The sequence below is a fragment of the Metabacillus sp. cB07 genome, assembly GCF_016839225.1.
GTDB classification, from domain to species: Bacteria; Bacillota; Bacilli; order Bacillales; family Bacillaceae; genus Bacillus_P; species Bacillus_P indicus.
In genome coordinates this window covers 3,323,676-3,346,167 of sequence record NZ_CP069296.1, presented here as the reverse complement: position 1 = coordinate 3,346,167, position 22,492 = coordinate 3,323,676, and the positions used below count along the sequence as shown (strand labels likewise).

The following is a 22,492-nucleotide window of genomic DNA, read 5'->3' as shown; positions in this document are numbered from 1 at the left end:
CTGCGATGCAGGGTGTCTTTTTGCTGTCTGTCATGAGAATATGCGGCCTTATTTGTAAAATCACATATATTCACATGCCTGCGAATGGTATAATGTTTCAAACATTAAATGAGTACACTATAAAAAAGAGAGAGGGGGAAAAGAGTTGGAGGATATCATCGTTCATCAGCATACCATTCTTAAATTGTTTTTATCTTTGCTTGTCGGAATTATCATCGGGCTTGAGCGTGAGATTAAGAAAAAGCCTCTCGGACTTAAAACGACCATTATTATCGCAGTAAGCTCGTGTCTGTTGACCGTTATTTCAATAGAGGCAGCCTATACCTTTTCAAGTGATTACAACCGGCCGATGGACCCGCTGAGACTTGCCGCTCAAATTGTATCAGGAGTAGGTTTTCTTGGTGCAGGTGCGATCCTCCGGAGAAGCAATGATGTCATCAGCGGCCTGACGACTGCAGCGATGATCTGGGGAGCTGCTGGGCTTGGCATTGCCATTGGTGCAGGTTTTTATCAGGAAGCCTTGATTGCGCTTGTTTTTATGATTGGTTCAATTGAAATCATTGCTCCGCTGGTGAAGAAGCTCGGCCCCCGCACACTGCGCCTTAAAGAACTGAAAGTAAAACTGACCGTGCCAGTGAACGTAAGTATATCTGACGTGCTGAAAATTCTCCGTGATTATGATATGAAAATCAAATATGTCAAAATCAAGGATGTTGTTGACCGCGAATTGAGAACCGTTGACTTGATCCTGCTGATAAAAAATGACCGCTATACGTCTGATGTGTATGAAGATATAAAAAGAGTTGAGGGCATTGAATCTGTAGAGGTGGAATTAATTTAAGCAGGCGTCAGCGGAGACGTTTGCCCATACATATGGTAAGGTATTACAGAAATCGATTTTTGGGAGGAACTAACGTTGATACGCTTTGGAATTATCGGAACCAACTGGATTACAGACCGCCTGCTTCAGGCCGCTATGCAGGTTGAAGATTTTTCGCTGACAGCCGTTTACTCACGGTCAAGTGAAAAAGCGGAAGAATTTGCGGCAAAATATAACGTGAAAACAACATTCACAGATTTAGAAAGTATGGCAAAAAGCGATGAAATCGATGCCGTTTACATAGCAAGTCCAAATTCGCTGCATGCAGAGCAGGCGATCTTATTTATGAACCATAAAAAGCATGTTCTCTGTGAAAAGCCGCTCGCTTCCAACACGGCAGAAGTGACAAAGATGATTGAGGCAGCAAAAGAAAACCGTGTCCTGCTCATGGAAGCCATGAAATCAACCTTCCTGCCAAACTTTAAAGCCATCCAGGAAAACCTTCATAAAATCGGGACGGTAAGAAGATACACGGCAAGCTACTGCCAGTATTCTTCAAGGTATGACGCATACCGCTCGGGAACAGTTCTGAATGCATTCAGACCCGAATTCTCGAATGGTTCTCTTATGGATATTGGTATTTATGCGCTGTATCCTTCCCTTGTGCTGTTCGGTGAACCGGAGACGATTAAAGCAAGCGGGATGATGCTCGAATCCGGCGTTGACGGAGAAGGAAGCATCCTTCTTCAATACAAGGACATGGACGCTGTCATGATGTACTCGAAAATATCTGATTCCGCCCTTCCTTCAGAAATACAGGGAGAGGACGGGACGATCGTCATTGACAGAATCAGCACAATCGGGAAAGTGGAGATCCACTACCGCGACGGCAGAATCGAAGACATTACGCGTCCGCAGAAAGAAGAAACGATGTATTATGAAATGAAGGAATTTATTGATTTGATTCAAAATGACCTTTATGAATCGACGATCAACACTTATAAACATTCAATTTCCGTAATGAACGTAATGGATGAAGCAAGAAAACAAATCGGCGTCGTTTATCCGGCTGATAAAAAATAAATGAATGCGGAGGCAGGATCAGGTGAAAGCAAAGCGGTACAACATTCCCGTAGAAGCTGCTCTTGAAGTGATTGGCGGTAAATGGAAATGTGTGATTCTCTGCCATTTAATGCGGGGAAAAAAGCGGACAGGCGAGCTGAAAAAGCTGATGTCCGGCATTACCCAGAAGATGCTGACACAGCAGCTCAGGGAGCTTGAAGAGGACGGGATCATAAACCGGATCATCTACAATCAGGTGCCGCCAAAAGTCGAATATGAGCTTACAGAATACGGCTGGTCAGTAACAGGCATTCTAGAATCGCTGTCTGCATGGGGTCTGCAGCATATTGAAAGAGTGTATGGTGACAAGTCGGCTGTGCTTGAAGAAAACATCCTGAACGAGCAGTAAAAAAGATCGGTGCCGATGCACCGATCTTTTTGTATCTACAGGCATTCGGCCTGTCTGTAAAAAGACTTTCGTCCAATTACCGCGCAGCCTCTTTTTTCTTAACAGGCTCAATGGTAACCGAAATCAAGCAGTGATGCTCTCCTTTTTCATTCACCGAGAGCTCTGATACTTCTGCCTTCATCCCCAAACCTTCACGAAGTGAGGCTTCTATTTGTCTGCTTTTTGCTGCGCCGATAAAGCCGATATAGCGGCCAGTTTCCGTATAGACAAGATACCGGTCTTTTCCTTCCTCTTTAAGCAGAGAAAGGATGTCTTTTGCGGAAAGAGAAGGAATATAAGTCTGAGGGCTCGTCCCGTCTGCCTGTTTTTGCTTGACGCCTGAGAGCGGGCACTTGACCGTCTTGTTCACAGGCGATGCAGAGGAAAGGGCAACCTTCAAATAGGATTTCCCCTCATAATTGGAACTCATGAGCAGCTGCTTCAGCTGCCTGACATCATCAAGGGCACGGTGAGTCTGCGAAGATGCAAGCTTATGGCTGTGCAGCAGGCTGATAAGCTTCGCGCTATAGTATCCGTATGTTTTCCAAGGGATGTTGCGGGCGGAGCAGTACCACTTTTTTGAAAATAGCTCAGGGTACATTTTGACCGTAAAGCTTTTGTCGAACGAAGCATTGTGGGCAATGATAAAATCTGCTTTTCTAATGGCCGCTTTTACCTTGTCATCATCAAATGACTTGCCTTTCACGTCTTCAAACGGAATGGAATGAATGCGGAAAGCGAATGGATAATTTTTTCTGGCAGAGGCAGAGAGCGGTTCTCTTAGATAAGTGCCTTCTTCCAGTGTATCTAAGTAAAGGTCCCGCTCATCATCATAAGTGAAAAGGACATAGCCAATCTCGATTATTTCATCATTAACAGGGGACAGGCCTGTCGTTTCAGTATCAAGGATCATTCCAGTAAGAATCATTCGGTTCTCCTCCTTTCCTATTAATCTATCACTTTTCGGGAGAAGGGAACAGCGTGAAGAATCTGCTTTCGCAGAAGGAGTTATGGGGCTGCAGTTTAGAAAGGGATCATTCCTTATATAAATACTTCAGTGCATGCTTAAGCTGTCCAAATGTAGCGAGATCTCCAAAATCAATTCCAAGCTGGATAGAAGTTTGAGCGATTTCGGGACGGATGCCCGTAATGGTTACCTGAATTCCTAGCAACTTCAGCATCTGCATCATTTTAAAAAGCTGCCCTGCAACCATCGTGTCAATGACCAAAACGCCGGAGAGGTCAATCACAATGCGGCTCAGGTTAAGCTGTTCTGCTTTTGAAATGGCACTTTCTGTAATCATTGCCGCGCGGTGCATATCAAGATCACCGACAATGGGCAAAACCCCGATTTCATCCGAGATTGGAATAACGGGCGTTGTCTGCTTGTAAATCATGGTTTTATGGGCTTCCATTCTTGCGTCTGATACTTGATGATAATAGCGGGTAAAGAGTTCAATGGCGTGATCAAACGCTGAGTGAACTTGTTTGCTGAAAGATAGAAGGTCATGGATGGAAAATTCGTCTTCATGGCTTAAGATATAGGCTTCGGCCGTTTCCAGAAAAATCAGCCTGAAGCGCCTGAATTGCTGAATGGTACGGTACAGAGGAGTTTCTGAAGCGGCGCGTTTTACAGCGATTTCCTGAGCCCAGCTGCTCATACGGTCAGCTGCGGGGTTCTCAAGGAGATTGATAAGGGTATGAATGAAATGCTGATTCTGTTCGCGAAGATCTGCTGTGACTTTATCAGGTACATTAATGGAATAAACAGATACTGGTTCAACGGTTCTTGCACTGAGCCATTTGTCTGACATAGATCCAGACTGCTCTCTTAAAAACTGGCACAAAGCCTTAGTCTTCATCAACTTCTCTCCCGTATCAAAAAGTAAAAGCCCTTTGTACCCTCACTTTATCATAAAAAATTCCAACATCCTATTTTATTCTCACATAATTGTCAAAAGATGAACCAATAGTAATAAAACAGAGGAAAACCAGGATCCTCCTCTAATGACAGATGGTTAAAGAGGAATGAACAAAAACAGAAATGGACAGGGCCGCTATGATACATGAGAGATGGATTATTGCCGGAGCCATTGTGCTCAGCATCCTATTAATAGGAAAGTTTGTACCGAAAGAGAGGGCAAGGGAAGCATGGGTTCCGTTTCTTTCCCTGGGCTCCATTACGTGGATTGCAGGCCTTTTTGTTGTCGAAATGGGCTGGATCCATTACCCGGTGCAGCTTTTAAGCATCGAAAACAAAGTGAACGAATCAAGCTTTACGTTTGAGTTTTTCTTATTTCCCGTGCTGGCCATTCTTTTCAGCATCCATTATCCATCACGGAAAAGCCTGATTGTAAAATGGGTTTACGCTATTGTCTTTTCCGGGGTATTCACCGTTGCAGAAGTCATATTGGAGGCCTATACAAACTTAGTCAAATATGACGAATGGAAATGGCACTGGACTTTTTTCTCCGTCTTGCTTGTGCTGATGATAAACCACCAGTACGTAAAATGGTTCAGAAAGGGAATGGTTTCGGGCGGTGATAGTCATGCGTGAAATCATTGTCCTTGCTGCTCTTTGGGGAGCTGCCATTCTGTATCTACTGCTGAAAGTTCCAAAAGGAAAACGAAGAGAAGCTCAAATGATCTTCCTGTTTTCACAGTCTGTGGGCTGGCTGTATGTGTACATCCAAACCCTGTCAGGCAGAATGGTTTTTCCATTCAGGGAGTTTCCGGATGCGACAAAGATGAGCTTGACCCTGTACTACTTATTTTATCCTGCCATTGCCGTTTGGTTTAACCTGAATTATCCGGAACAAAAAAGGCTGTCGCTGAAAGCAGCTTATTTCATTGGAAGTGCATTTGGCATCCAGCTTATTGCCTGGCTTCTTGCAGAGTATACAGATTTAATGGAGTACAGGAAGTATCATTGGTTTCTGACATTCTTCATTAACCTTTCCATCATCATCGTAATCCGCATATTCTATGTCTGGTTCCGGAAGGGTCTGATAAGGAAGTAGTGCTCTGCTCAGGCAGAGCCGGCATAGATGCGGCTTTTTCACTCAGTTTGCAACACTCCGTGAGCAATCGGAAAAATCTCCATACAAAAAAAGCCCTCTATTTGAGGGCTTCCGATTATGCATCTATATCGTCTTTATTGGTTATTTTTCTGAAAAGACTTCTAATCACCAAAACAACGATGATAAGCGCTATATAAACTAAAAATAGTGCGACAAAGCCCCACAGTCCGACAATGGCATCAATAAACTCCATGTTCCCGCGCCTTGTAAGAGCCTGCTGAATTTCAATGCCGAAAACAAGAACGAACATAAACGTCATTGTGTATAGAAAGGAAAGAGCTGTTATTCCAAAAGGAAGCTTTGACAGCCATTTCGAAAGAAGATAGACAAAGAGAAACACAGCCATTCCAATGAAGCCCATGATCCAGAAGTGAAGGTCTTTGTCCGTCACATTTAACCCAAAGGTCTGATAGGCCATTGAATTGATGAGGTCGTGTATATTATTCACAGCTTCTGCCATGAGAAGAATAAATTCTTTCAGAATCTGTCACCCATTTCTGTTTGTGATGAACCTATTATACCTGATTCTGTCAAATCTGTTCATAGCATTGGCCTATTAAATTTTTCCATAAAGGGCTGCCCTTAGAAAATATAGGAGTATAGTAAATAATCCATTTGACGCTTTAGTGGTTTAAAACGTTGTAGATTTAAGGCGCCATTCAAAGTAAAATAAATGAAATAGCACAATTATCAGAAGGGAATGGAGAACTGTGAGATATACGAAAAAAGAGTCTAATGAATTGATTGCGGCTGCTTTTCATCTGCTCAGGGCCAGGAAAGTGGCCACACCCAAACAAATTGCAGACGATCTGGAAGCGCAGACCGGAAAACGGGTATCGTCTCCATCCGCATTCATGGTAAAGGTAATTGAACGGTATCCTTCAGTCGTAAAACCGAGAAGAGGAGTATATATGGTAAGGGAAGGATAAAAAAAATTTTTGTTTTTCTTTTATTCTACAATAGAAAAATCAGAAAGACTTCTAGTTTGTGAGATTATATGACGAAGTTTTCAGCGTGAAAAAAATGCCCGTGAGACAAAGTCCCGCAGGCATTTTTTTAATCAAGCCAAAAACTCGTTCGGATTCAGTCCAAGCTCATAGCAGATATCTGCAACAGCTTTTTGTTCATTCTGATCGAAGTGCCCGTCCGCATAGCCGATGGCGATGCAGTAGCGGGCAACAAGCCTCGCAATTTCCGGTTTCGTGCGCACTCTTCCAAGTGCTTTAAAGGCTTCAGCACGCCCGATGATCGGATCTCTTTCCATTTTTTGAACATATACGTTAAATTGCTGAATGACTTTATTTGTGTCAAAAACACGGAGCTCTTCACTTTGATTCACAAACTCAATCATTTTTTGGCGTTCAGTCTGATCAAGGCGGCCATCTGCCGTGCCTACGAGTGCACAGGCGGCAACAACGGCTTCAAGCACGTCCTGACTCTTATATTTCTGGAAAAGCTCCATAGCCTTGTTCTTTTGCTGATTAGCCCACTCGGCGTAATCCGTCTGATTTGGAGACCAGGAATTACCGCAGCTGTTGCACGTGAACTTCAGCTTGTTTTTTCCGATAAATCCTCCAAGCAGTCCTACAGGACCAAGAATCAAACCGCCTACAGCAGCTTTTCCAAGACCGAAGCCCTTTTCGCCTGTGCGTACGTTCGTTGAACTGCAGCGGGTGCAGCTGATTGTTTCCCCGCCGTATGTCTGCGAACCTTGACCATATGTCTGCTGCGGCTGGCTGTAGCTTTGCTGAGAATAGGCCGGAGTAGACTGAGTGTACGATGGCGCGGACTGCTGAGAATAGGCTGGCTGCGGCGGCTGATACGTATTCTGCTGGGAATAGCTTGGCTGCTGCGGCTGAAATCCGCTTGAATGAATTCCCGCTGCCGGTGCCGGTTCGTCATCAACCGTTACCCCGAAGTTGCGGCACAAGGCTGCAAGGCCGCCCTGAAATCCGCTTGCGATTGCATTAAATTTCCATTCGCCGTTGTGGCGGTAGAGCTCAGCTGCAACAATCGCGGTTTCGACAGTAAAATCTCTGCCAAGATTAAACCTGATCAGCTCATCATTGTTTAGCGGATTGAAAATGCGGACATAGGCATTTTCAACCTGTCCGAAATTCTGCTGCTTTGCTTGTGCATCATGGATTGTAATTGTAAATGCAATGCGGTGAATGTGCTGAGGGACAGCGCTTAAATTAATCTGAATCTGCTCATCATCCTGATGCCCTGCACCTGTCCTGTTATCTCCCGTGTACAGAATCGAACCGTTTCCGCCTGAGGGATTGTTGTAAAAAACAAAATCCTGATCGCTGCCCACCTTGCCGGATTGACCGACCAGGAATGCTGATGCATCAAGATCGTAGGAAGCCCCGTGCCTGCTTACATCCCATCCAAGTCCGACAATTACGTTCTGAAGGCCGGGATTTGATTTTGTTAGATCCACTTTTTGACCTTTACTGAGCGTCACACCCATACGTCCATCCACTCCTTAAGTTAAATAGGTTTCTGTAAAGTTGCTTAAATTATGTAAAATTAGTAAAAAATCACTCTCTTTAAATACTAAGTCTTTTAAACTATTTTTTCAATGATAAGGTGCGATTCCAAGACCCCGTAATGACACCGGCAAAACAAAAGAGAACAGCAGCCCGCTGCTATTCTCCGTCCATCAGGCTTTTATGGATCCAGACCGCAGCCTGACATCCTTCTCCCATAGCAATGGTCACCTGCTCAGAATGCACGCCTGCATCGCCTGCAGCCCATACATATTTTACACTTGTTTCCTTCGTCCGGGGATTTGTCAGGACATGCTTATTTTCAAGCCGTTCAGCCCCGAGCATTGCTGCAAGCCCGGTGTGGACAGTGTTCCCTCCGAAAGCAAGAAAGCCGCGTTCACCCTCAAGCAGCGTCCCGTCTGCAAAACGAATTCCTTTAAACACAGATTCGTTTTCTGTCAAAACTTCATCAGCTTTCTTATCAACGGTCATAATTCCTTTGTGTGTAAGCTTCAAAATCAGGTCTTCAGGAATGGATTGCTGTTCATGATTGACATACACAATAGAATCGGTCCAATAAGAAAGGGTCAGCGCCATGTGTGCACCGGCAGCTCCCGCACCGAGCACAATGGTTTTTTTATCCCTGACCTCATAGCCGTCGCAATCTGGACACACATAAACACTGAGGCCAAGGCATGCTTTTAGACCGGGAAGCTCGGGCATTCTGTCAGATAGGCCAGTCGAAAGCAGAATTCTCTTTGCGTAATAGACGGCTCCTGACGCCGTTTTAGCCTCAAAAGCATTTCCACCTTTTTTCAGCCCGACTACGCGGCCTCTTAAAAAGTGCACACCTGTTTCTTCAGCTTGTGTTTTTCCAAGCGCTCTCAGTTCCTCTCCGCTGATTCCGTCAGGCCAGCCCAGAATATTGCGGTAGCTTCTGCAAAGGGAAGAACGTCCTTCACCGGAATCAATGACAAGTACATTTCTTTTGTAGCGTCCAAGCTGAATGGCTGCCTGAAGCCCGGCAATCCCTGCCCCAATAATCAAACACTCGTAAATCTCGTTCATCAGCAACACGCCTTCGGTTATGTATAGTCTATAGGATGCTTCAATCAAAAAACCTCATTCACACGTAAGACTTTTCTCTCAGCAGGAATAAAATTTGCGGAAGCAGGGAAGAAACTTTTACCAAAAAAGAGGGTCCTGCTATTCATTTTTTCAGAATTCATCTTTTACAGGGATATAAGCTCAGTCCCCGTCATATATGCTTTGCAAGGATTTACAAAATTCATGCAGGAAATGTCACGTTTTTCAATTTCATACATAAGTACTTATTTTGACATAAATCGACACTTGTTTGTTCATTCCATCTACACTAAACTTATACTTTAAGTACAAGGAGGTCAGGTTATGTCTGTTCAGTCATCTGGTGCCAATAAACAAAAAAACAGAAATTACCTATTTGAAATTTCATTCTTAAGAGCTTTTGCCTGTATGGCTGTAGTCGGCGTTCACGTCACGGCCACTCATTATTACGCAAATGCTCAAACATGGCATTGGTTTACGTATTTTATTAATCAGGTTGGAAGATTTGGAACAACCATTTTCGCTGTACTCAGCGGCTTTCTCCTTTTTTACCAAGTGAGAAAAAGGGGTTTTGATACAAAGAAATTCATTACTTCCCGCTTTTCAAAAATTTTGCTCCCGTTCCTTATCTGGAGCTTCGCTTACCGTTATATGGTTTTTCATTATGATGGTCTGGAATTTCAGGGATTAGGCGCAGAACTGCAGAGGCTGTTATTGGGAGAATCGTTTTACCATCTTTACTTTATAGCTATCGTGGTTCAGTTTTATTTTGTTTTTCCGCTTCTTCAAAAAATCGTGAGATCTAAAATTCTTATGATTGTTTTTGCTCTTATTTCATTAGTGATCAGCTACAAATTATTTGGTTTTAATCCAGGTGTAGAAGGTGCGCTTGGAGCATTTTTCGCAAGCAAGACCTTTATGCCGATCTGGCTATTCTACTTTGCGTTTGGCGGAGTCCTTGCTTATTTCTGGGAAGAAATTGTAGGCTTTGCGACTAAGCGTCCATGGCAGATGCTTGTTCTTGCACTGGTTGTTTCTGCCGGAGCCGTTGTGGAGTACCGTATTACTGGACAGGTTTCCAACAGAAGACTTACCAATCTGATTAACCTGCCGCTGCTTTGCATTGCGACGATTGGCATGTACCCGCTTCTTACAAAACTGACAGTCATTAAAAAGCCGCTGATGGTCATTGGCCAGTATTCAATGGGCATTTATCTCGTTCATCCGATGACGTTATATCTTATGGTTGAATACCTGCCAAACAGCGTTTGGACAGTCGGAAACATTCCGCTGCTATTCCTTGCTGTAATGGTCATTGGGGTAGTATTTATCAGGCTGCTGCAGTTTATTCCATTGAGCGGCTATGTCATTCCCGTACCGAAAATCAAAAAAGCAAGACCTGCTCAAGATGCATCTGCAGAAGGGCGGCTGCGCTCAGCATAAAAGTCCAGCCGTTTGGCTGGACTTTTTTTATAAACCTTCTGCTTTCTTAACATAACTTCCAACCAGCTGATCCAGCCGCTGCAATTGGAAGGCATATTCATAGACAGCGGATGCTACAACATTCAGCCTCTGATTTTCAATTTTTTCAGAGTCTCTTTCCATCATCTGAATGAGAAAAACTCTTGTTCCTCTTGTCACCCGGTCATCTTCAAACCGGTCATTGAGTTTGATTTTCCCTTCATATTTAAGCAGCAAATACTCATGCCATTTCGTCAGCTGTTCAATTTGATCATCAAACAACTGATCCTCAGCCATTGTGGTTCTGCTCTGAAAGTAATGCTCTTCAATAACTTTCAGCACATCGGCAGCCTGCTGAATGGTTTTGAGCATCTGTTTAAACACGACAATTTCTCTTACATTCAGCGGATTGATCTTTGCCATCTTTTCCCGTTCTTCATCAAAAAGTTCATATAAGTCTTCAAGCTGCTGAAGGTCAGTTCTGAACTCTTTCCTTTTTTCCTGATAATACGATTCGGTTAGTTCATCCGATACGGCAGTTCTCAGTAAAAGAGACATCGTTTCAAAAACGGTCTGCACCTTTGAAAAAAAGTTCTCTTTATATTTCGGCGGAAGAATCAGGAGATTGACAATAAACGCTGATGCAATTCCAATCATAATGACGGCAAACCGGTTCAGCACATATAGAAAATCCTCTTGTCCCGGTGCACTCATGATGGCCAGAACGGTTACAAGCGTCAATGAAATGGACGCTTCCATTTTCAGTTTCAGGCAAATCACGATGACAGAGATGACAACGACTCCAATAACGAGCGGACTGCTGCCGAAAAAGTAAAGAGCAAACAGGGCGAGCATCGCACCGAGTGTATTGGCCTGAATTTGTTCACGAACCTGTTTCCATGTCCTATAGATGGAAGGCTGGATGGTAAAGATGGCGGCTACCCCGGCAAATACAGAATACTCAAGATTTGCAAGGGAGCAGATAAAAAGCGCAAGTGTGACGGATATGCCTGTTTTCAAAACGCGGGGTCCAAAAATCAACTGATTCTTTCACTCCTCTATTCTCAGGATGAAGTAGCTTTAGTTTATCAGAAAGGCTGATTCCTAAAAATGAAAAAATCGGTTTGAAAAATTTTTCATATAATTCCTTGTAAACTCATAGGAATTATGTATAATAAAAATACAAATTAAAAATTTAAAAAAATCAGACTGATTGGAAAACCAAAGGTCCTTAACACATTGTTAGGGACCTTTTTGTATTCAGAAAGGGGAGATAACGTTGAGAAAGCTTATTATTTTTGCATTTATTGGTTTTTTGGCACAGTTAATTGATGGTTCACTGGGGATGGCATACGGGGTCACATCTACTACACTGCTTTTGACTTTCGGGATTGCCCCTGCCGTTGCCTCGGCATCTGTGCATTTGGCAGAAGTGGTCACTACAGCAGCATCCGGCGCTTCGCACATTAAGTTTGGAAACGTGGATAAGCAGGCCGTCTATAAACTGATCATCCCAGGCTCAATCGGAGCATTTGCGGGAGCGTGCTTTCTAAGTAATTTGCCCGGAGATCTGGCAAAACCGTTTATCGCTGTTTTCCTGCTTGCTTTAGGGTTGTATGTCCTTGTCCGTTTCTTATTTCATTTTGAAGAAAGGGAAAAAAATCAATCCCTTGCACTGACAAGAAAAAAATCAATTCCCCTTGGGCTGATTGCAGGGTTCGCTGATGCAACCGGCGGGGGCGGATGGGGGCCGATTGCAACACCAGTGCTGCTTTCACAAAAGGGAGCTTCAGCACGCAAGGTGGTAGGGACGGTCGATACGAGTGAATTTGCCATAGCCGTATCTGCAACACTTGGATTTTTGCTTTCTCTTGGATGGGAGCAGGTGAACTGGCTGTGGGTTGGAGCATTAATGATCGGAGGAATCTTCGCAGCCCCGATTGCGGCCTGGCTTGTAAGGAAGCTTCCCGGCCACCTCCTTGGCGTCCTTGTAGGAGGATTTATCGTGCTGACTAACGCAAGAACGCTCCTGACAACGTGGGACACGGACGCATCGATTACACCATTTGTTTATGGATTTATCATTATCGGCTGGGCTGCGGCGGTAGCATATGCCGTGAAACGCAACAGAGGAAGATCCGAGGAAGCGGCAGTGGTCTCATAAAAAGAAAAAACCCCTTTTGTTCAAGGGGTTTTTGACGTTTTTAAGCGATAAACTGCACGAATGAAGCTATCAGCAATGACCCTGCAATGCCAAACAGAAGGTCTTGTTTTGTCATATCCAGCTTTTTAAGTAATTTCCCCATTTTCATTTCCCCTTTGTTTTTTCTTCTTACATATAAGACGGATTTCCCTGGCGGTTTGTTTCAAAAAATAGAAGAAATTTTAGCAAGTATCCCTTATATAGGGCCATACCATATGTCCTGATAAAAAGAAATTTAGTATTTGAATATGGTGAAAAACGAACTAATTTCCCTTATTTTTTGAAGGAAACTAAGGAATATAGTGGGAATTTTCAGTTATTTGGTAAGGTAATTGTTATCGTGCTGTTACATTTGTAATGGATTTATTATCTCGCTGTTTTTTACAAGCCTCTTTTTTATGCTAAGATGGGAAACATCGATTGCTGAAGGAGGAGGAAAAATAATGAAAAAAACAATCTTTTCATTAGCAGCAGCAGCTGCACTAACAACGACAGCAGGATTTAGCGCACAGGCAGAAGAGGTCGTAGTGGAGAAGGGTGACACTCTTTACAGCCTATCCAAAGAACATAACGTTTCAGTAGAAGATATTAAAAGCTGGAACGGATTATCATCAGACATAATCATGGCAGACAATACATTAAAAGTATCAGATGAGGAAGTTTACACAGTCGTTGCCGGAGACACTTTATGGAGCATCGGAGAAAAATTCGGAGCAAGTGTTGAACATATTAAAGGTAAAAACGATCTTCAAAGCGACCTGATCCACCCTGGACAGGAATTGGTGGTTTACAGTGATGCAGATAATGGCAAGCCTGCCCCTGCCCCTGCAAAACCTAGCGAAAAGCCTAAGGACACAAATCCGTCTGTAAATGAGGCTTCTGCAAGCGCGGTTTCTGAAAATGATGTAAAAGAAGAGAGCGTTGCAAAAGAAATGACAGTTACAGCAACAGCTTATACCGCTTTTTGTGACGGCTGCTCAGGAACAACGGCTACAGGCGTTGATTTAAGAGCAAATCCTGACAAGAAAGTAATTGCAGTTGATCCAAATGTGATTCCGCTTGGCTCGAAAGTATATGTTGAGGGCTACGGCTATGCAACAGCAGAGGATACTGGCGGAGCGATTAAAGGCGACCGCATTGATGTGTTCATTCCTACACAAGATGCAGCAGTTGCATTTGGCAAGCGCGAAGTAAATGTGAAAGTTTTAAACTGATAGATTGATAGATACCGTGAATCTCCCAGGAGATTTACGGTATTTTTTTTGCGGTCATAAATCTAATTCCGTCTAATAAAGGGTATAATGAATATTTACGCGAAGCACACGTGATAAAACAAATGAAATTGAGGTTCAGGACAAATGAAAAACGGATTTTCAGATTACAAGTTAAGCTCTGATCTGCTTAAAGCTTTAGATAAATTAAGCTATACCCAGCCGACTGAAGTACAGAAACAAGTGATCCCTGCTGCCCTGCAGCAAAAAGATCTGGTGGTTAAATCCCAGACAGGCAGCGGAAAAACAGCAGCGTTCGGCATTCCTCTGTGCGAGCTTGTTGAATGGGAGGAGAATAAGCCGCAGGCGCTGGTTTTGACTCCGACAAGGGAACTTGCGGCACAGATAAAAGAAGATCTCACAAATATTGGGAGATTCAAACGAATTAAAGCAGCGGCTATTTATGGGAAACAGCCATTTGAACGTCAAAAAACAGAATTGAAGCAGAAGACGCACATCGTTGCGGGAACACCCGGAAGAGTTCTTGATCACATTGAAAAAGGCACTTTTCCTCTCGAGAAATTGCGCTTTTTAATTATAGATGAAGCTGATGAGATGCTGAATATGGGGTTTATCGATCAAGTGGCGGCCATTATGGAAGAACTGCCGAAAGAGCGGATATCAATGCTCTTTTCAGCTACGCTTCCTGATGATGTTGAAAAGCTGTGCGACAAATATATGAACGATCCGCTCCAAATTGAAATAAAGGCATCAGGATTAACGACGTCTGACATTGACCATTCGCTGATCACCGTTTCAGAGGATGATAAGTTTTCACTTGCAAAAGCAGTAACGGTGATCGAAAATCCTGACAGCTGCATTCTTTTTTGCAGAACGCAGGAGAGAGTGGATTTACTCGAGAGAAAGCTCAGCCGTGCTGGCTATCCATGCGGAAAAATTCATGGCGGACTCGTTCAGGAAGATCGTTTTTCTGTCATGGATGATTTCAAAAAAGGGGCCTTCCGCTACTTAATTGCAACAGATGTCGCTGCAAGGGGAATCGACGTTGACAACGTATCCCTTGTCATCAATTACGATCTTCCCCTTGAAAAAGAAAGCTATGTTCACAGAACAGGCAGGACCGGAAGAGCAGGGAAAAAAGGAAAGGCCATAACGTTTGCCGTGCCAAATGAAGAAAGAATGACAGCGGAGATTGAGGACTATATCGGATTCACCATCCGCAGAACAGATGCTCCAACTCATGAAGAAACGGCAGCTGCCAAGCCGGCGTTTGAAGAAAAACGAACGTCAAAGCCTGTAATGAAAAAAGATAAAAGTGCGCAGTTGAATAAAGGCATCATGAAACTTTATTTTAACGGCGGAAAGAAAAAGAAAATCAGAGCCGTTGATTTTGTCGGGACGATTTCAAACCTTCCCGGCATCACGGCGGATGACATTGGGATCATTTCCATACAGGAAAATGTTTCATACGTAGATATACTGAACGGAAAAGGGCCCGCCGTCTTAAAAGCCATGAAAACGACCACTGTTAAAGGAAAACTTCTGAAGGTACATGAAGCAAGAAATTGAATGATTTTGGATAATGGCATTAGAATCTGAGAAATAACCCTTCATGCGCATGTGTGAGAGCTGAAGGGTTATAAAGATCCGAGAAAGCTAATCCATTACAAAAAATCCGAACTATTTTCACAGTTCGGATTTTTTGGTTCTCTGCCCAGTCTCTTTATTCTTCCTTTTCGCTGACAGTATCGTCCACGATTGCAAAAAGCTGCCGGTCGAAAAGGTCGTCGCTGCAGAGAAGATGTTCTTCAGCCTGATTCACGATGTCTGTCAGTTCTCCCTGATCGCCTTTTGCATTAATGATTTCAACGATTTGATTTAATCCTTCGGACGTTTGAGCGTGTTTATCTTTCATTGAACAATCACTCTCCTTTTATCCGTAGGATTCTCCTGGAAAGTCATTTTTACGCACCGGAAGAATTGCTTTTCTTTTAGAATACAGCTATGGTTTTATAGATGCATATTTTTAACGCTAAAGGATGGGAAATGATTGCAGAATCAAAGCCGGAAACCGGCCTATATTTATACGTTTGCAAGCACACAAGAAGAGCTTGAACTATGCAAGCTGGAAATGCGGTCTTTTTTTGGTGTTCAGCCGGAAGGACACTGCCTGAAAAGCAGCACCTGCATTGATCCAAGCAGAAGCCCTTTTATGAAAGAGCGCATAGAGATTTTATTTGAAGGAAATGAAGTAGAAGATATCGTTCAGCAGGTTGGCGAGATTGATATTGGGCCGGATACGTTTAAGATTATTTTTCTTAAAATCAATGACCTCGATGACTCAGAACAAATCAGTTATGACGAACGGCGGAAGATTGAACGCAGAGTAGGCTGGCCGTTTAAAGCAGAAGCAGATGTCCGGAATCCTGATCAGGTTTTTGGGATTACAGTACACGAAGGACGCTGGTATTTTGGAAACTATACTAAAGCCGAACCTGTATATCTGCACCATGTGAAAAAGCCCAGGGAATATTCAACCGCTCTCAGTACAAGGGTTGCCAGAGCAGCGGCTAACATTGCGGTCCCGCATCCGGCAGGAGTAAAGGCAATCGATCCATGCTGTGGAATAGGGACAGTGCTCGTTGAAGCTCTTTCAATGGGAATTAATATTGCCGGCCGTGACATCAACCCTCTTGTCGTGGATGGCTCCAGAGAAAATATTGCCCATTTCGGCTATGAGTGTGATGTGAAAGTATCTCCGATTGCAGAGGTAAATGGAAAGTATGACGCGGCCATCATCGATATGCCTTACAATCTTTATACACATGCTACCCCTGAAGAGCAGCTTGATATCATCAGGCACGCAAGACGCATTGCAGATCGCGCAGTCATTGTCACGAGTGAAACGATGGATCACATGATTATCGAAGCAGGCTTTGCCATCATCGACAGATGCACTGTCCGAAAACAAATGTTCTCAAGACAGGTTCTTGTCTGTGAATAGATTGTCAGGGTCGTGAGGATACTATCTTCTTGAATGAAAATCAGGAGGTATCAGCGATGGACGATAACATGGAGAGCCCTTTTGAGCATAAGTTCATCCCGGTAACATCTGTCATGAGCGGACTTGAAATGGATGTGCTTCCCGGGATTTACTGCTATACAAACCAGGTGGTAAACGTAGTATTTATGAGAAGCGGGGACGACTGGTATGCCGTTGATGCAGGGATGCCCCACTCTGCAGACGCCATAAAAAAAGCGTTTGAAGCACATGGCGGAATTGATGCTGCTCCAAAAGCGATTCTGCTGACACACGGGCATTTTGACCATGTAGGTGGAATTGTGGAACTTGTTGAACAATGGCAGGTGCCGGTGTATGCTCATGAACTGGAAATACCTTTTTTAACAGGCCAGAAAGATTATCCAGAACCGGACCCAAGTGCAGAAGGCGGAATGGTCGCGAAACTGTCAAAAATGTTTCCAAACGAATCCATCAATCTTAAGGACCGGATCAAGCCGTTTGAACCAGACGGGATGATTCCTGGGCTTTCAGATTGGAAATGGATTCATACTCCAGGCCATACACCAGGACATGTCTCATTTTTCAGGGAATCCGACCGAACGCTGATCGCAGGGGATGCATTTGTAACCGTGAGGCAGGACTCCCTCTACAAAGTGTTTACACAAAAACAGGAAATCTCAGGGCCGCCAAGATACTTCACGACAGATTGGCAGGCGGCATGGGAATCTGTCAAAACATTGGAATCCTTAAAGCCTTCCACAGCAATAACAGGACATGGCGTGCCTGTTTCAGGAGAAGAACTGCGTGACGGCCTTGCCCTTTTGAGCAGGGACTTTGAAAAGCTGGCCATTCCAGGTCATGGAAAATATCTTCATTAAAGCCGGGAATCCGGCTTTTGTCGTAAATGAAAAGCAGAAATCCGCCTCAGGGATTTCTGCTTAATTTTCGTCTGTCTCACTTACCTTTTCAATCTTCTCTACAAACATCTGATAGACTCTTCGCTTTTCATCCAATTCTTTTATGTACAGTTTCAGTTCATTGAACTTTTCTTCAAATGGCTTCTGGTAAGTGGTTTTGATTGTACTGATGATCTCGTCATTGATCGTGGATTGAATCACTTGTTTCGTAATGCCGAACTTATAGGAATACAGCTGAAGCTCGCTTTTTACTTTCTCGTACTCAGCATCAATTTCATTTTTTTGCTGCAGCATGTCTTCTTTCCATTTTTGCAGAGAATCTTTTACGTAGGACTCCATCGTTTCCCTCCAAGCATCGTCTATTTCAATACACTATTGAAGGAAAAGGCGGATTTTCTGGGGGTGGCAGATGGATTATGCTTCCTTTTTCCCTCATGCCTTAAGGTTATAGTAGGTCCATTGTTTCAGTTCTTTTTCCATGCGGATGATCTATTATACTAGTAAAATATTTCCGATTATAGGATAATAGGCCAATTCCAAGTTTTTCATAGTATGGTATCTTTATACGTGTAGAAAAAAACAGAAAATTCTACATGTTCTTACAAATTGGGAGGGGACCGCACTTGAATAACTGGAGCAAGAAACTTGGAACGTCGATTCTGGCTGCAAGCTTGACGGCAGGCCTGTTTGCACCGGCAGCTTTCGCCAAGCAGCCCGTGCAGGAAAACACACAAACGGCTTTGTCTGCGCCGATTGATATGAATATTATTAATGAAGAGCGTCTGGCTGACGCTTTGAAGAAACAGGGAATCATCCCGAAAAAGGCAAGTGACAAAGAGACTGCCGCAGCTGTGAAAAACTATATTGAAAAAAAGCAAGGTGAAAAGCCTGCTGCTGATCTGCATTCAGAAGAAGACGGTCATTCACATGGAGAATATGACCTGGATGAAAAATCAAAAGACTTCTTAACGAAACAAAAAAAGCAGCTGACAAAGCAGCTTGCTAAAGGGCATGAAAAGCTGAAAAAAGGCAAAAAAGACGGCTTTGTTAATGTGAAACCTGCAAAACAAGCAGGTTATAACGGTGCAGTCAGAGAAGATAAAGTCTTGATTTTGCTTGTTGAATTTGAAGATTTTAAACACAACAATATCATTAAAGAAGAAGGCTACATGTATTCAAATGATTTCAGCAAGGAGCATTATGAAAACATGCTGTTTGGGGACAAGCCGTTTCAGCTTCTGGACGGAAAGAAAGTTCCTACCTTTAAGCAATTCTATGAAGAGCAATCCGGCGGCAGCTACACAGTAGACGGTACGGTTTCTGAGTGGCTGACGGTTCCGGGAAAAGCTGCTGACTACGGAGATGATAATCCGGCAGGGGGACACGATAACCTTGCCCCGCTTGGACCTCGTGATCTTGTAAAAGAATCTCTAAAAGCTGCAGCCTCATCAGGCATGAATCTCGCAGACTATGATGAATTTGATTTGTATGACCTTGACGGTGACGGCAATCAAAATGAGCCGGACGGTCTTGTCGACCACTTGATGATTGTCCATGCGGGAACAGGACAGGAAGCAGGCGGCGGAAAGCTTGAGAGCAACGCAATCTGGTCACACCGCTGGACATTAGACGGTGTATTCCCTGTACCTGGCACCGAGGCTGATGTGGATTACTGGGGCGGAAATATGGCTGCATTTGATTACACAATCCAGCCTGAAGACGGGGCAGTCGGCGTTTTTGCCCATGAATTCGGACACGATTTAGGCCTTCCAGATGAGTATGATACGCAGTATTCAGGCCAGGGTGAACCGGTTGCTTCATGGTCTATCATGAGCGGCGGAAGCTGGAACGGTGAGATTGCCGGAACAGAACCGACAAGTTTTTCTCCCCAGAATAAAGAATTCTTCCAGACTATGATGGGCGGAAACTGGGCCAACATTCACGAAATTAATTACAAGGACGTAACGGCTGAAGGAACGGCATCATTCATCGACCAAAGTGTAACGAAGTCAAACAATCCTGGTATTGTGAAAGTAAACCTTCCTGAAAAAGAAGTGAAAAGTACAATTCAGCCGCAGTTTGGGGAAAAGTACTATCACAGTACGAAAGGTGATAACGTACACACAGTAATGGAAACACCCCAATTTGATCTTACAGGCAAAACAAGTGCAGCATTCACTTTCAAAGCAAACTATGAAATTGAATATGGTTGTGCATGTGATGCTTTAACTGTAAAAGCAGAAACAGCTGACGGAAGCAAAGTTCTTGAAATCCTCGGCGGAGATGTAACAGACGGAGACGCTACTAAAGGAACAACTGCCGGCAAATGGATCGACAAGTCATACGACTTGAGCGAATTCGCAGGCAAAAAAGTGAAGCTTGTCTTTGATTACTCGACAGACGGAGGACTTGCGCCTGAAGGTTTTGCCCTTGACAACGCGGTCTTGACGGCTGATGGCGAACAGCTTTTCAGCGATGATGCAGAAGGAGCAGCGAAGTTTACATTAAACGGTTTCCAGGCATTTGACGGGACGTATCTTGCTAAACATCACTACTATCTTGAGTGGAGAAACTATGCAGGTTCTGATAAAGCTCTTGCGTTCTCACGCGGACCAAAATACAACACAGGCATGGTCGTGTGGTATGCAGATGACAGCTTCACAGACAACTGGGTCGGTGAACATCCAGGTGAAGGGTTCCTTGGAGTGGTAGATTCTCATCCGCTTCCTCTGTACGGCCAGCTTGACGGCAAACTGACAACTACTCAATCCACACGCTACCAGATTGCAGATGCAGCATTTTCATATGACAAATCGCCATCCTGGTACGTAGACAGCCCGACACGCGGCGAATACAGCTACAACGGACTAAAGGGAGTAACATTCTTTGATGATTCAAGATCCTACATCAATGATGTCATTCCGGATGCTGGGCGCAAAGTTCCAAACTACGGCCTGAAATTCCAGGTAGTAGGAGAAGCGAAAGACAACTCCGCCGGTGCGGTTTGGATTCGCAAATAAAACATTGAGGGGCAGCGTTCTTTGGGCGCTGCTTTTCTGTTTGTATAAAATTTTTTTTATGGGAAAAAAGAATGGAAGAAATTGAATGCAGTATGCGCAATTAGTATTGAATATTCTGAAATCTAACTCTATAATGAAAGAGGCTTTGCTAAAAATGTGAATATGGGGGGATAAAGAAAGAATGAAAAAAGGATCATTGCTTTTCGTTTTCATCTTGTTGCTGAGCAGTTTTGCAGCATCTATCGGCTTTGCGCAGGAAAGCGGGAAGGACAAGCTATTTGTCGCAGCTTTAGGAGATTCAATCACCTTTGGCTACAACCTTCAGGAAGATAAAACAAAGCCTTCAAGCCAGGCATTTCCTTACTTGATTAACGAAGGCAATGCAGAAGTCGCCAATATCAGCTTTCCGGGCTGGACATCATCACAGCTTCTTGGAGCACTCTCTAACCAGGAAACCCTACTCGCTCTGCAGCAGGCTGATGTCATTACATTGAATATTGGAAGCAACGATTACCTTCAGGCAATAGGCCTGCAGGAATTGATCGAAAACCAAACTCCTATCGAATTCACACCAGAACTTCAGCAGAAGATTGCTGCAGCATCTGCACAGCTATCTCAGAACCTTCAAAACATCCTGCAAACAATCAGACAGAACAATCAAACCGCACCTGTCGTTTTTTACAACATGTACAATCCCTTTGGAGCAAGTGAAGATCCCTTTTTACTTTCGCTGCATCAAGCAGGGGAGCAAATTACTCTAACTGTTAATCAGCAAGTATTAAATCCGATCGCAGCAGCATCAGGGTCATTGCTTGTGGATACATACAGCGCTTTTTCCGGTAATCAAGCTGCCTTTATCATTCCGGGTGACATCCACCCTAATGCAGCAGGACATCAGGTTCTTGGAGCACTTGCTGATCAAGCCCTGGCATCATTGGTTCCTGCAGCTCCAACTGTAGAAATAGTTTTCTCGACAACAGAAAAAACAGAGGGTCCTGTCAAGGTAACAGTAACGGCAGACCAGGACGTACTAGAGATGAAGTGGCTTCCAGGCGAGCAGACAGCTGATAAATTTTCAGCAGCAGGAAATGTAATTAACGGAAACACATTCGATGTACCTGAAAACGGCACTTATACAGTGTATGTTAAAACGACGGAGCAGCTTGAAGCTGTAAAAACGTTTAAGATCGAAAACATCGTTTCTAAAGAGGAAGAGGAGCCTCCGGCAGAAGAAGAACCGCCAGTTAAAGAGCCTCCGGCAGAAGAAGAACCGCCTAAAGAAGAAGAGCCGGCTGAGGAACTTCCTGTGACAGAAAAACCTCAGGAAGAAACGCCTGTTAACGAAACAGAAAAAGAAGAAAGAACTCCGGTAAAAGAAGAAAGTACGACTCCGGTTGTAACTGTTAAGAAAAATGAACTGCCTGATACAGCTACAGCCGCTTATAATTATACGGCTGCCGGAGCAGTCATGATTATGATTGGAGCAGGAACGATGCTGTCTCGCAGGAGAAGAGCCCGTGTAAATTGACTCCTATACCCCTGTTTGAATAGCAGAATACCTCTTGTGAAAGCCCTTCTCTTTGTGAGGAGGGCTTTTTCCCTTTGCATGGCATGGGCGAATTCTAACGGGTAAAAGTCCTTCCTCTACA

Annotated in this window: 22 protein-coding genes; 14 read left to right on the top strand and 8 right to left on the bottom strand. The window is 43.9% G+C overall.

Annotation, left to right across the window (positions count from 1 at the left end):
- Nucleotides 1-154: 154 nt before the first annotated feature.
- From JOJ89_RS17185 to JOJ89_RS17175, 3 genes are all read left to right on the top strand, one after another.
- On the top strand, nucleotides 155-841 hold the full coding sequence (locus tag JOJ89_RS17185; RefSeq protein ID WP_029566147.1) for an MgtC/SapB family protein: 687 nt from the start codon (nucleotides 155-157) through the stop codon (nucleotides 839-841).
- A gap of 75 nt (nucleotides 842-916) precedes the next feature.
- A complete protein-coding gene (locus tag JOJ89_RS17180) occupies nucleotides 917-1,903 on the top strand; it encodes a Gfo/Idh/MocA family protein (protein WP_029566146.1) in 987 nt (328 codons plus the stop codon).
- Between the two features lie 22 nt (nucleotides 1,904-1,925).
- A complete protein-coding gene (locus tag JOJ89_RS17175; protein ID WP_029566145.1) occupies nucleotides 1,926-2,291 on the top strand; it encodes a winged helix-turn-helix transcriptional regulator in 366 nt (121 codons plus the stop codon).
- Nucleotides 2,292-2,367: 76 nt separating this feature from the next.
- On the opposite strand, the gene JOJ89_RS17170 is transcribed toward JOJ89_RS17175, so the two are convergent.
- Together JOJ89_RS17170 and JOJ89_RS17165 are read right to left on the bottom strand one after the other, a co-directional pair.
- A complete protein-coding gene (locus tag JOJ89_RS17170) occupies nucleotides 2,368-3,258 on the bottom strand; it encodes an exonuclease domain-containing protein (protein WP_051827366.1) in 891 nt (296 codons plus the stop codon).
- Nucleotides 3,259-3,364: 106 nt separating this feature from the next.
- Nucleotides 3,365-4,192 (bottom strand): STAS domain-containing protein, encoded by an 828-nt coding sequence (locus tag JOJ89_RS17165; RefSeq protein ID WP_029566143.1) that lies wholly within the window; start codon nucleotides 4,190-4,192, stop codon nucleotides 3,365-3,367.
- Nucleotides 4,193-4,389: 197 nt separating this feature from the next.
- Here JOJ89_RS17165 and JOJ89_RS17160 point away from each other — a divergent pair, with 197 nt between their 5' ends.
- Both JOJ89_RS17160 and JOJ89_RS17155 read left to right on the top strand, forming a co-directional pair.
- Nucleotides 4,390-4,887 carry a CBO0543 family protein gene (locus tag JOJ89_RS17160; RefSeq protein ID WP_029566142.1) on the top strand — a complete coding sequence of 166 codons (498 nt, stop codon included), beginning with the start codon at nucleotides 4,390-4,392 and terminating at the stop codon, nucleotides 4,885-4,887.
- Nucleotides 4,880-5,350 carry a CBO0543 family protein gene (locus JOJ89_RS17155; RefSeq protein WP_029566141.1) on the top strand — a complete coding sequence of 157 codons (471 nt, stop codon included), beginning with the start codon at nucleotides 4,880-4,882 and terminating at the stop codon, nucleotides 5,348-5,350. Before JOJ89_RS17160 ends, JOJ89_RS17155 begins: the two co-directional genes overlap by 8 nt.
- Before the next feature lie 115 nt (nucleotides 5,351-5,465).
- Here the strand turns inward: JOJ89_RS17155 and JOJ89_RS17150 are convergent, their stop codons facing one another.
- The gene (locus JOJ89_RS17150; protein WP_234703439.1) at nucleotides 5,466-5,870 is read right to left on the bottom strand and encodes a hypothetical protein; all 405 of its coding nucleotides are present in this window, start codon (nucleotides 5,868-5,870) and stop codon (nucleotides 5,466-5,468) included.
- A gap of 250 nt (nucleotides 5,871-6,120) precedes the next feature.
- Here JOJ89_RS17150 and JOJ89_RS17145 point away from each other — a divergent pair, with 250 nt between their 5' ends.
- The gene (locus JOJ89_RS17145; RefSeq protein ID WP_029283913.1) at nucleotides 6,121-6,339 is read left to right on the top strand and encodes a Rok-like winged helix domain-containing protein; all 219 of its coding nucleotides are present in this window, start codon (nucleotides 6,121-6,123) and stop codon (nucleotides 6,337-6,339) included.
- Nucleotides 6,340-6,470: 131 nt separating this feature from the next.
- Here JOJ89_RS17145 and JOJ89_RS21310 read toward each other — a convergent pair whose 3' ends face one another.
- Both JOJ89_RS21310 and JOJ89_RS17135 read right to left on the bottom strand, forming a co-directional pair.
- Entirely contained in the window at nucleotides 6,471-7,883 is a 1,413-nt protein-coding gene (locus JOJ89_RS21310; protein WP_029566139.1) for a TerD family protein, read from the bottom strand.
- 178 nt (nucleotides 7,884-8,061) lie between these two features.
- Nucleotides 8,062-8,970, bottom strand: coding sequence for an NAD(P)/FAD-dependent oxidoreductase (locus JOJ89_RS17135; RefSeq protein ID WP_203288612.1), 909 nt, complete (start codon nucleotides 8,968-8,970; stop codon nucleotides 8,062-8,064).
- 342 nt (nucleotides 8,971-9,312) lie between these two features.
- On the opposite strand from JOJ89_RS17135, the gene JOJ89_RS17130 reads away from it, so the two are divergent.
- Nucleotides 9,313-10,431: an acyltransferase gene (locus JOJ89_RS17130; RefSeq protein WP_203288610.1), complete on the top strand. Its 1,119-nt coding sequence runs from the start codon at nucleotides 9,313-9,315 to the stop codon at nucleotides 10,429-10,431.
- 27 nt (nucleotides 10,432-10,458) lie between these two features.
- On the opposite strand, the gene JOJ89_RS17125 is transcribed toward JOJ89_RS17130, so the two are convergent.
- The gene (locus JOJ89_RS17125) at nucleotides 10,459-11,490 is read right to left on the bottom strand and encodes an FUSC family protein (RefSeq protein WP_203288608.1); all 1,032 of its coding nucleotides are present in this window, start codon (nucleotides 11,488-11,490) and stop codon (nucleotides 10,459-10,461) included.
- A gap of 238 nt (nucleotides 11,491-11,728) precedes the next feature.
- Between JOJ89_RS17125 and JOJ89_RS17120 the strand changes: the two genes are divergently transcribed.
- The 3 genes from JOJ89_RS17120 (at nucleotide 11,729) to JOJ89_RS17110 (ending at nucleotide 15,453) form a co-directional block, all read left to right on the top strand.
- Complete coding sequence (locus JOJ89_RS17120; RefSeq protein WP_029283909.1) at nucleotides 11,729-12,613, top strand: sulfite exporter TauE/SafE family protein; 885 nt, start codon at nucleotides 11,729-11,731, stop codon at nucleotides 12,611-12,613.
- 482 nt (nucleotides 12,614-13,095) lie between these two features.
- Entirely contained in the window at nucleotides 13,096-13,866 is a 771-nt protein-coding gene (locus JOJ89_RS17115) for a LysM peptidoglycan-binding and 3D domain-containing protein (RefSeq protein ID WP_029566134.1), read from the top strand.
- A gap of 144 nt (nucleotides 13,867-14,010) precedes the next feature.
- Nucleotides 14,011-15,453, top strand: coding sequence for a DEAD/DEAH box helicase (locus tag JOJ89_RS17110; protein ID WP_203288606.1), 1,443 nt, complete (start codon nucleotides 14,011-14,013; stop codon nucleotides 15,451-15,453).
- Between the two features lie 154 nt (nucleotides 15,454-15,607).
- Here JOJ89_RS17110 and JOJ89_RS17105 read toward each other — a convergent pair whose 3' ends face one another.
- Nucleotides 15,608-15,799 carry a hypothetical protein gene (locus tag JOJ89_RS17105; RefSeq protein ID WP_203288604.1) on the bottom strand — a complete coding sequence of 64 codons (192 nt, stop codon included), beginning with the start codon at nucleotides 15,797-15,799 and terminating at the stop codon, nucleotides 15,608-15,610.
- A gap of 135 nt (nucleotides 15,800-15,934) precedes the next feature.
- Between JOJ89_RS17105 and JOJ89_RS17100 the strand changes: the two genes are divergently transcribed.
- Both JOJ89_RS17100 and JOJ89_RS17095 read left to right on the top strand, forming a co-directional pair.
- Nucleotides 15,935-16,888, top strand: coding sequence for a TRM11 family SAM-dependent methyltransferase (locus tag JOJ89_RS17100; protein WP_203288602.1), 954 nt, complete (start codon nucleotides 15,935-15,937; stop codon nucleotides 16,886-16,888).
- Between the two features lie 56 nt (nucleotides 16,889-16,944).
- Nucleotides 16,945-17,784: an MBL fold metallo-hydrolase gene (locus JOJ89_RS17095; protein ID WP_203288599.1), complete on the top strand. Its 840-nt coding sequence runs from the start codon at nucleotides 16,945-16,947 to the stop codon at nucleotides 17,782-17,784.
- A 60-nt stretch (nucleotides 17,785-17,844) separates the two neighbouring features.
- Here JOJ89_RS17095 and JOJ89_RS17090 read toward each other — a convergent pair whose 3' ends face one another.
- Nucleotides 17,845-18,162 carry a hypothetical protein gene (locus JOJ89_RS17090; protein ID WP_029283903.1) on the bottom strand — a complete coding sequence of 106 codons (318 nt, stop codon included), beginning with the start codon at nucleotides 18,160-18,162 and terminating at the stop codon, nucleotides 17,845-17,847.
- Between the two features lie 284 nt (nucleotides 18,163-18,446).
- On the opposite strand from JOJ89_RS17090, the gene JOJ89_RS17085 reads away from it, so the two are divergent.
- Nucleotides 18,447-20,843 (top strand): immune inhibitor A domain-containing protein, encoded by a 2,397-nt coding sequence (locus JOJ89_RS17085; protein ID WP_481825262.1) that lies wholly within the window; start codon nucleotides 18,447-18,449, stop codon nucleotides 20,841-20,843.
- A 181-nt stretch (nucleotides 20,844-21,024) separates the two neighbouring features.
- Complete coding sequence (locus tag JOJ89_RS17080) at nucleotides 21,025-22,371, top strand: SGNH/GDSL hydrolase family protein (RefSeq protein WP_203288587.1); 1,347 nt, start codon at nucleotides 21,025-21,027, stop codon at nucleotides 22,369-22,371.
- Nucleotides 22,372-22,492: the final 121 nt, after the last annotated feature.

What these genes read in the sequence shown, in the direction of transcription:
- JOJ89_RS17170 (WP_051827366.1), bottom strand. Translation starts at nt 3,258, where the DNA reads ATGATTCTTACTGGAATGATCCTTGATACTGAAACGACAGGCCTGTCC.
- JOJ89_RS17165 (WP_029566143.1), bottom strand. Translation starts at nt 4,192, where the DNA reads ATGAAGACTAAGGCTTTGTGCCAGTTTTTAAGAGAGCAGTCTGGATCT.
- JOJ89_RS17160 (WP_029566142.1), top strand. Translation starts at nt 4,390, where the DNA reads ATGATACATGAGAGATGGATTATTGCCGGAGCCATTGTGCTCAGCATC.
- JOJ89_RS17155 (WP_029566141.1), top strand. Translation starts at nt 4,880, where the DNA reads ATGCGTGAAATCATTGTCCTTGCTGCTCTTTGGGGAGCTGCCATTCTG.
- JOJ89_RS17150 (WP_234703439.1), bottom strand. Translation starts at nt 5,870, where the DNA reads ATGGCAGAAGCTGTGAATAATATACACGACCTCATCAATTCAATGGCC.
- JOJ89_RS21310 (WP_029566139.1), bottom strand. Translation starts at nt 7,883, where the DNA reads ATGGGTGTGACGCTCAGTAAAGGTCAAAAAGTGGATCTAACAAAATCA.
- JOJ89_RS17135 (WP_203288612.1), bottom strand. Translation starts at nt 8,970, where the DNA reads ATGAACGAGATTTACGAGTGTTTGATTATTGGGGCAGGGATTGCCGGG.
- JOJ89_RS17130 (WP_203288610.1), top strand. Translation starts at nt 9,313, where the DNA reads ATGTCTGTTCAGTCATCTGGTGCCAATAAACAAAAAAACAGAAATTAC.
- JOJ89_RS17115 (WP_029566134.1), top strand. Translation starts at nt 13,096, where the DNA reads ATGAAAAAAACAATCTTTTCATTAGCAGCAGCAGCTGCACTAACAACG.
- JOJ89_RS17110 (WP_203288606.1), top strand. Translation starts at nt 14,011, where the DNA reads ATGAAAAACGGATTTTCAGATTACAAGTTAAGCTCTGATCTGCTTAAA.
- JOJ89_RS17105 (WP_203288604.1), bottom strand. Translation starts at nt 15,799, where the DNA reads ATGAAAGATAAACACGCTCAAACGTCCGAAGGATTAAATCAAATCGTT.
- JOJ89_RS17095 (WP_203288599.1), top strand. Translation starts at nt 16,945, where the DNA reads ATGGACGATAACATGGAGAGCCCTTTTGAGCATAAGTTCATCCCGGTA.
- JOJ89_RS17090 (WP_029283903.1), bottom strand. Translation starts at nt 18,162, where the DNA reads ATGGAGTCCTACGTAAAAGATTCTCTGCAAAAATGGAAAGAAGACATG.
- JOJ89_RS17080 (WP_203288587.1), top strand. Translation starts at nt 21,025, where the DNA reads ATGAAAAAAGGATCATTGCTTTTCGTTTTCATCTTGTTGCTGAGCAGT.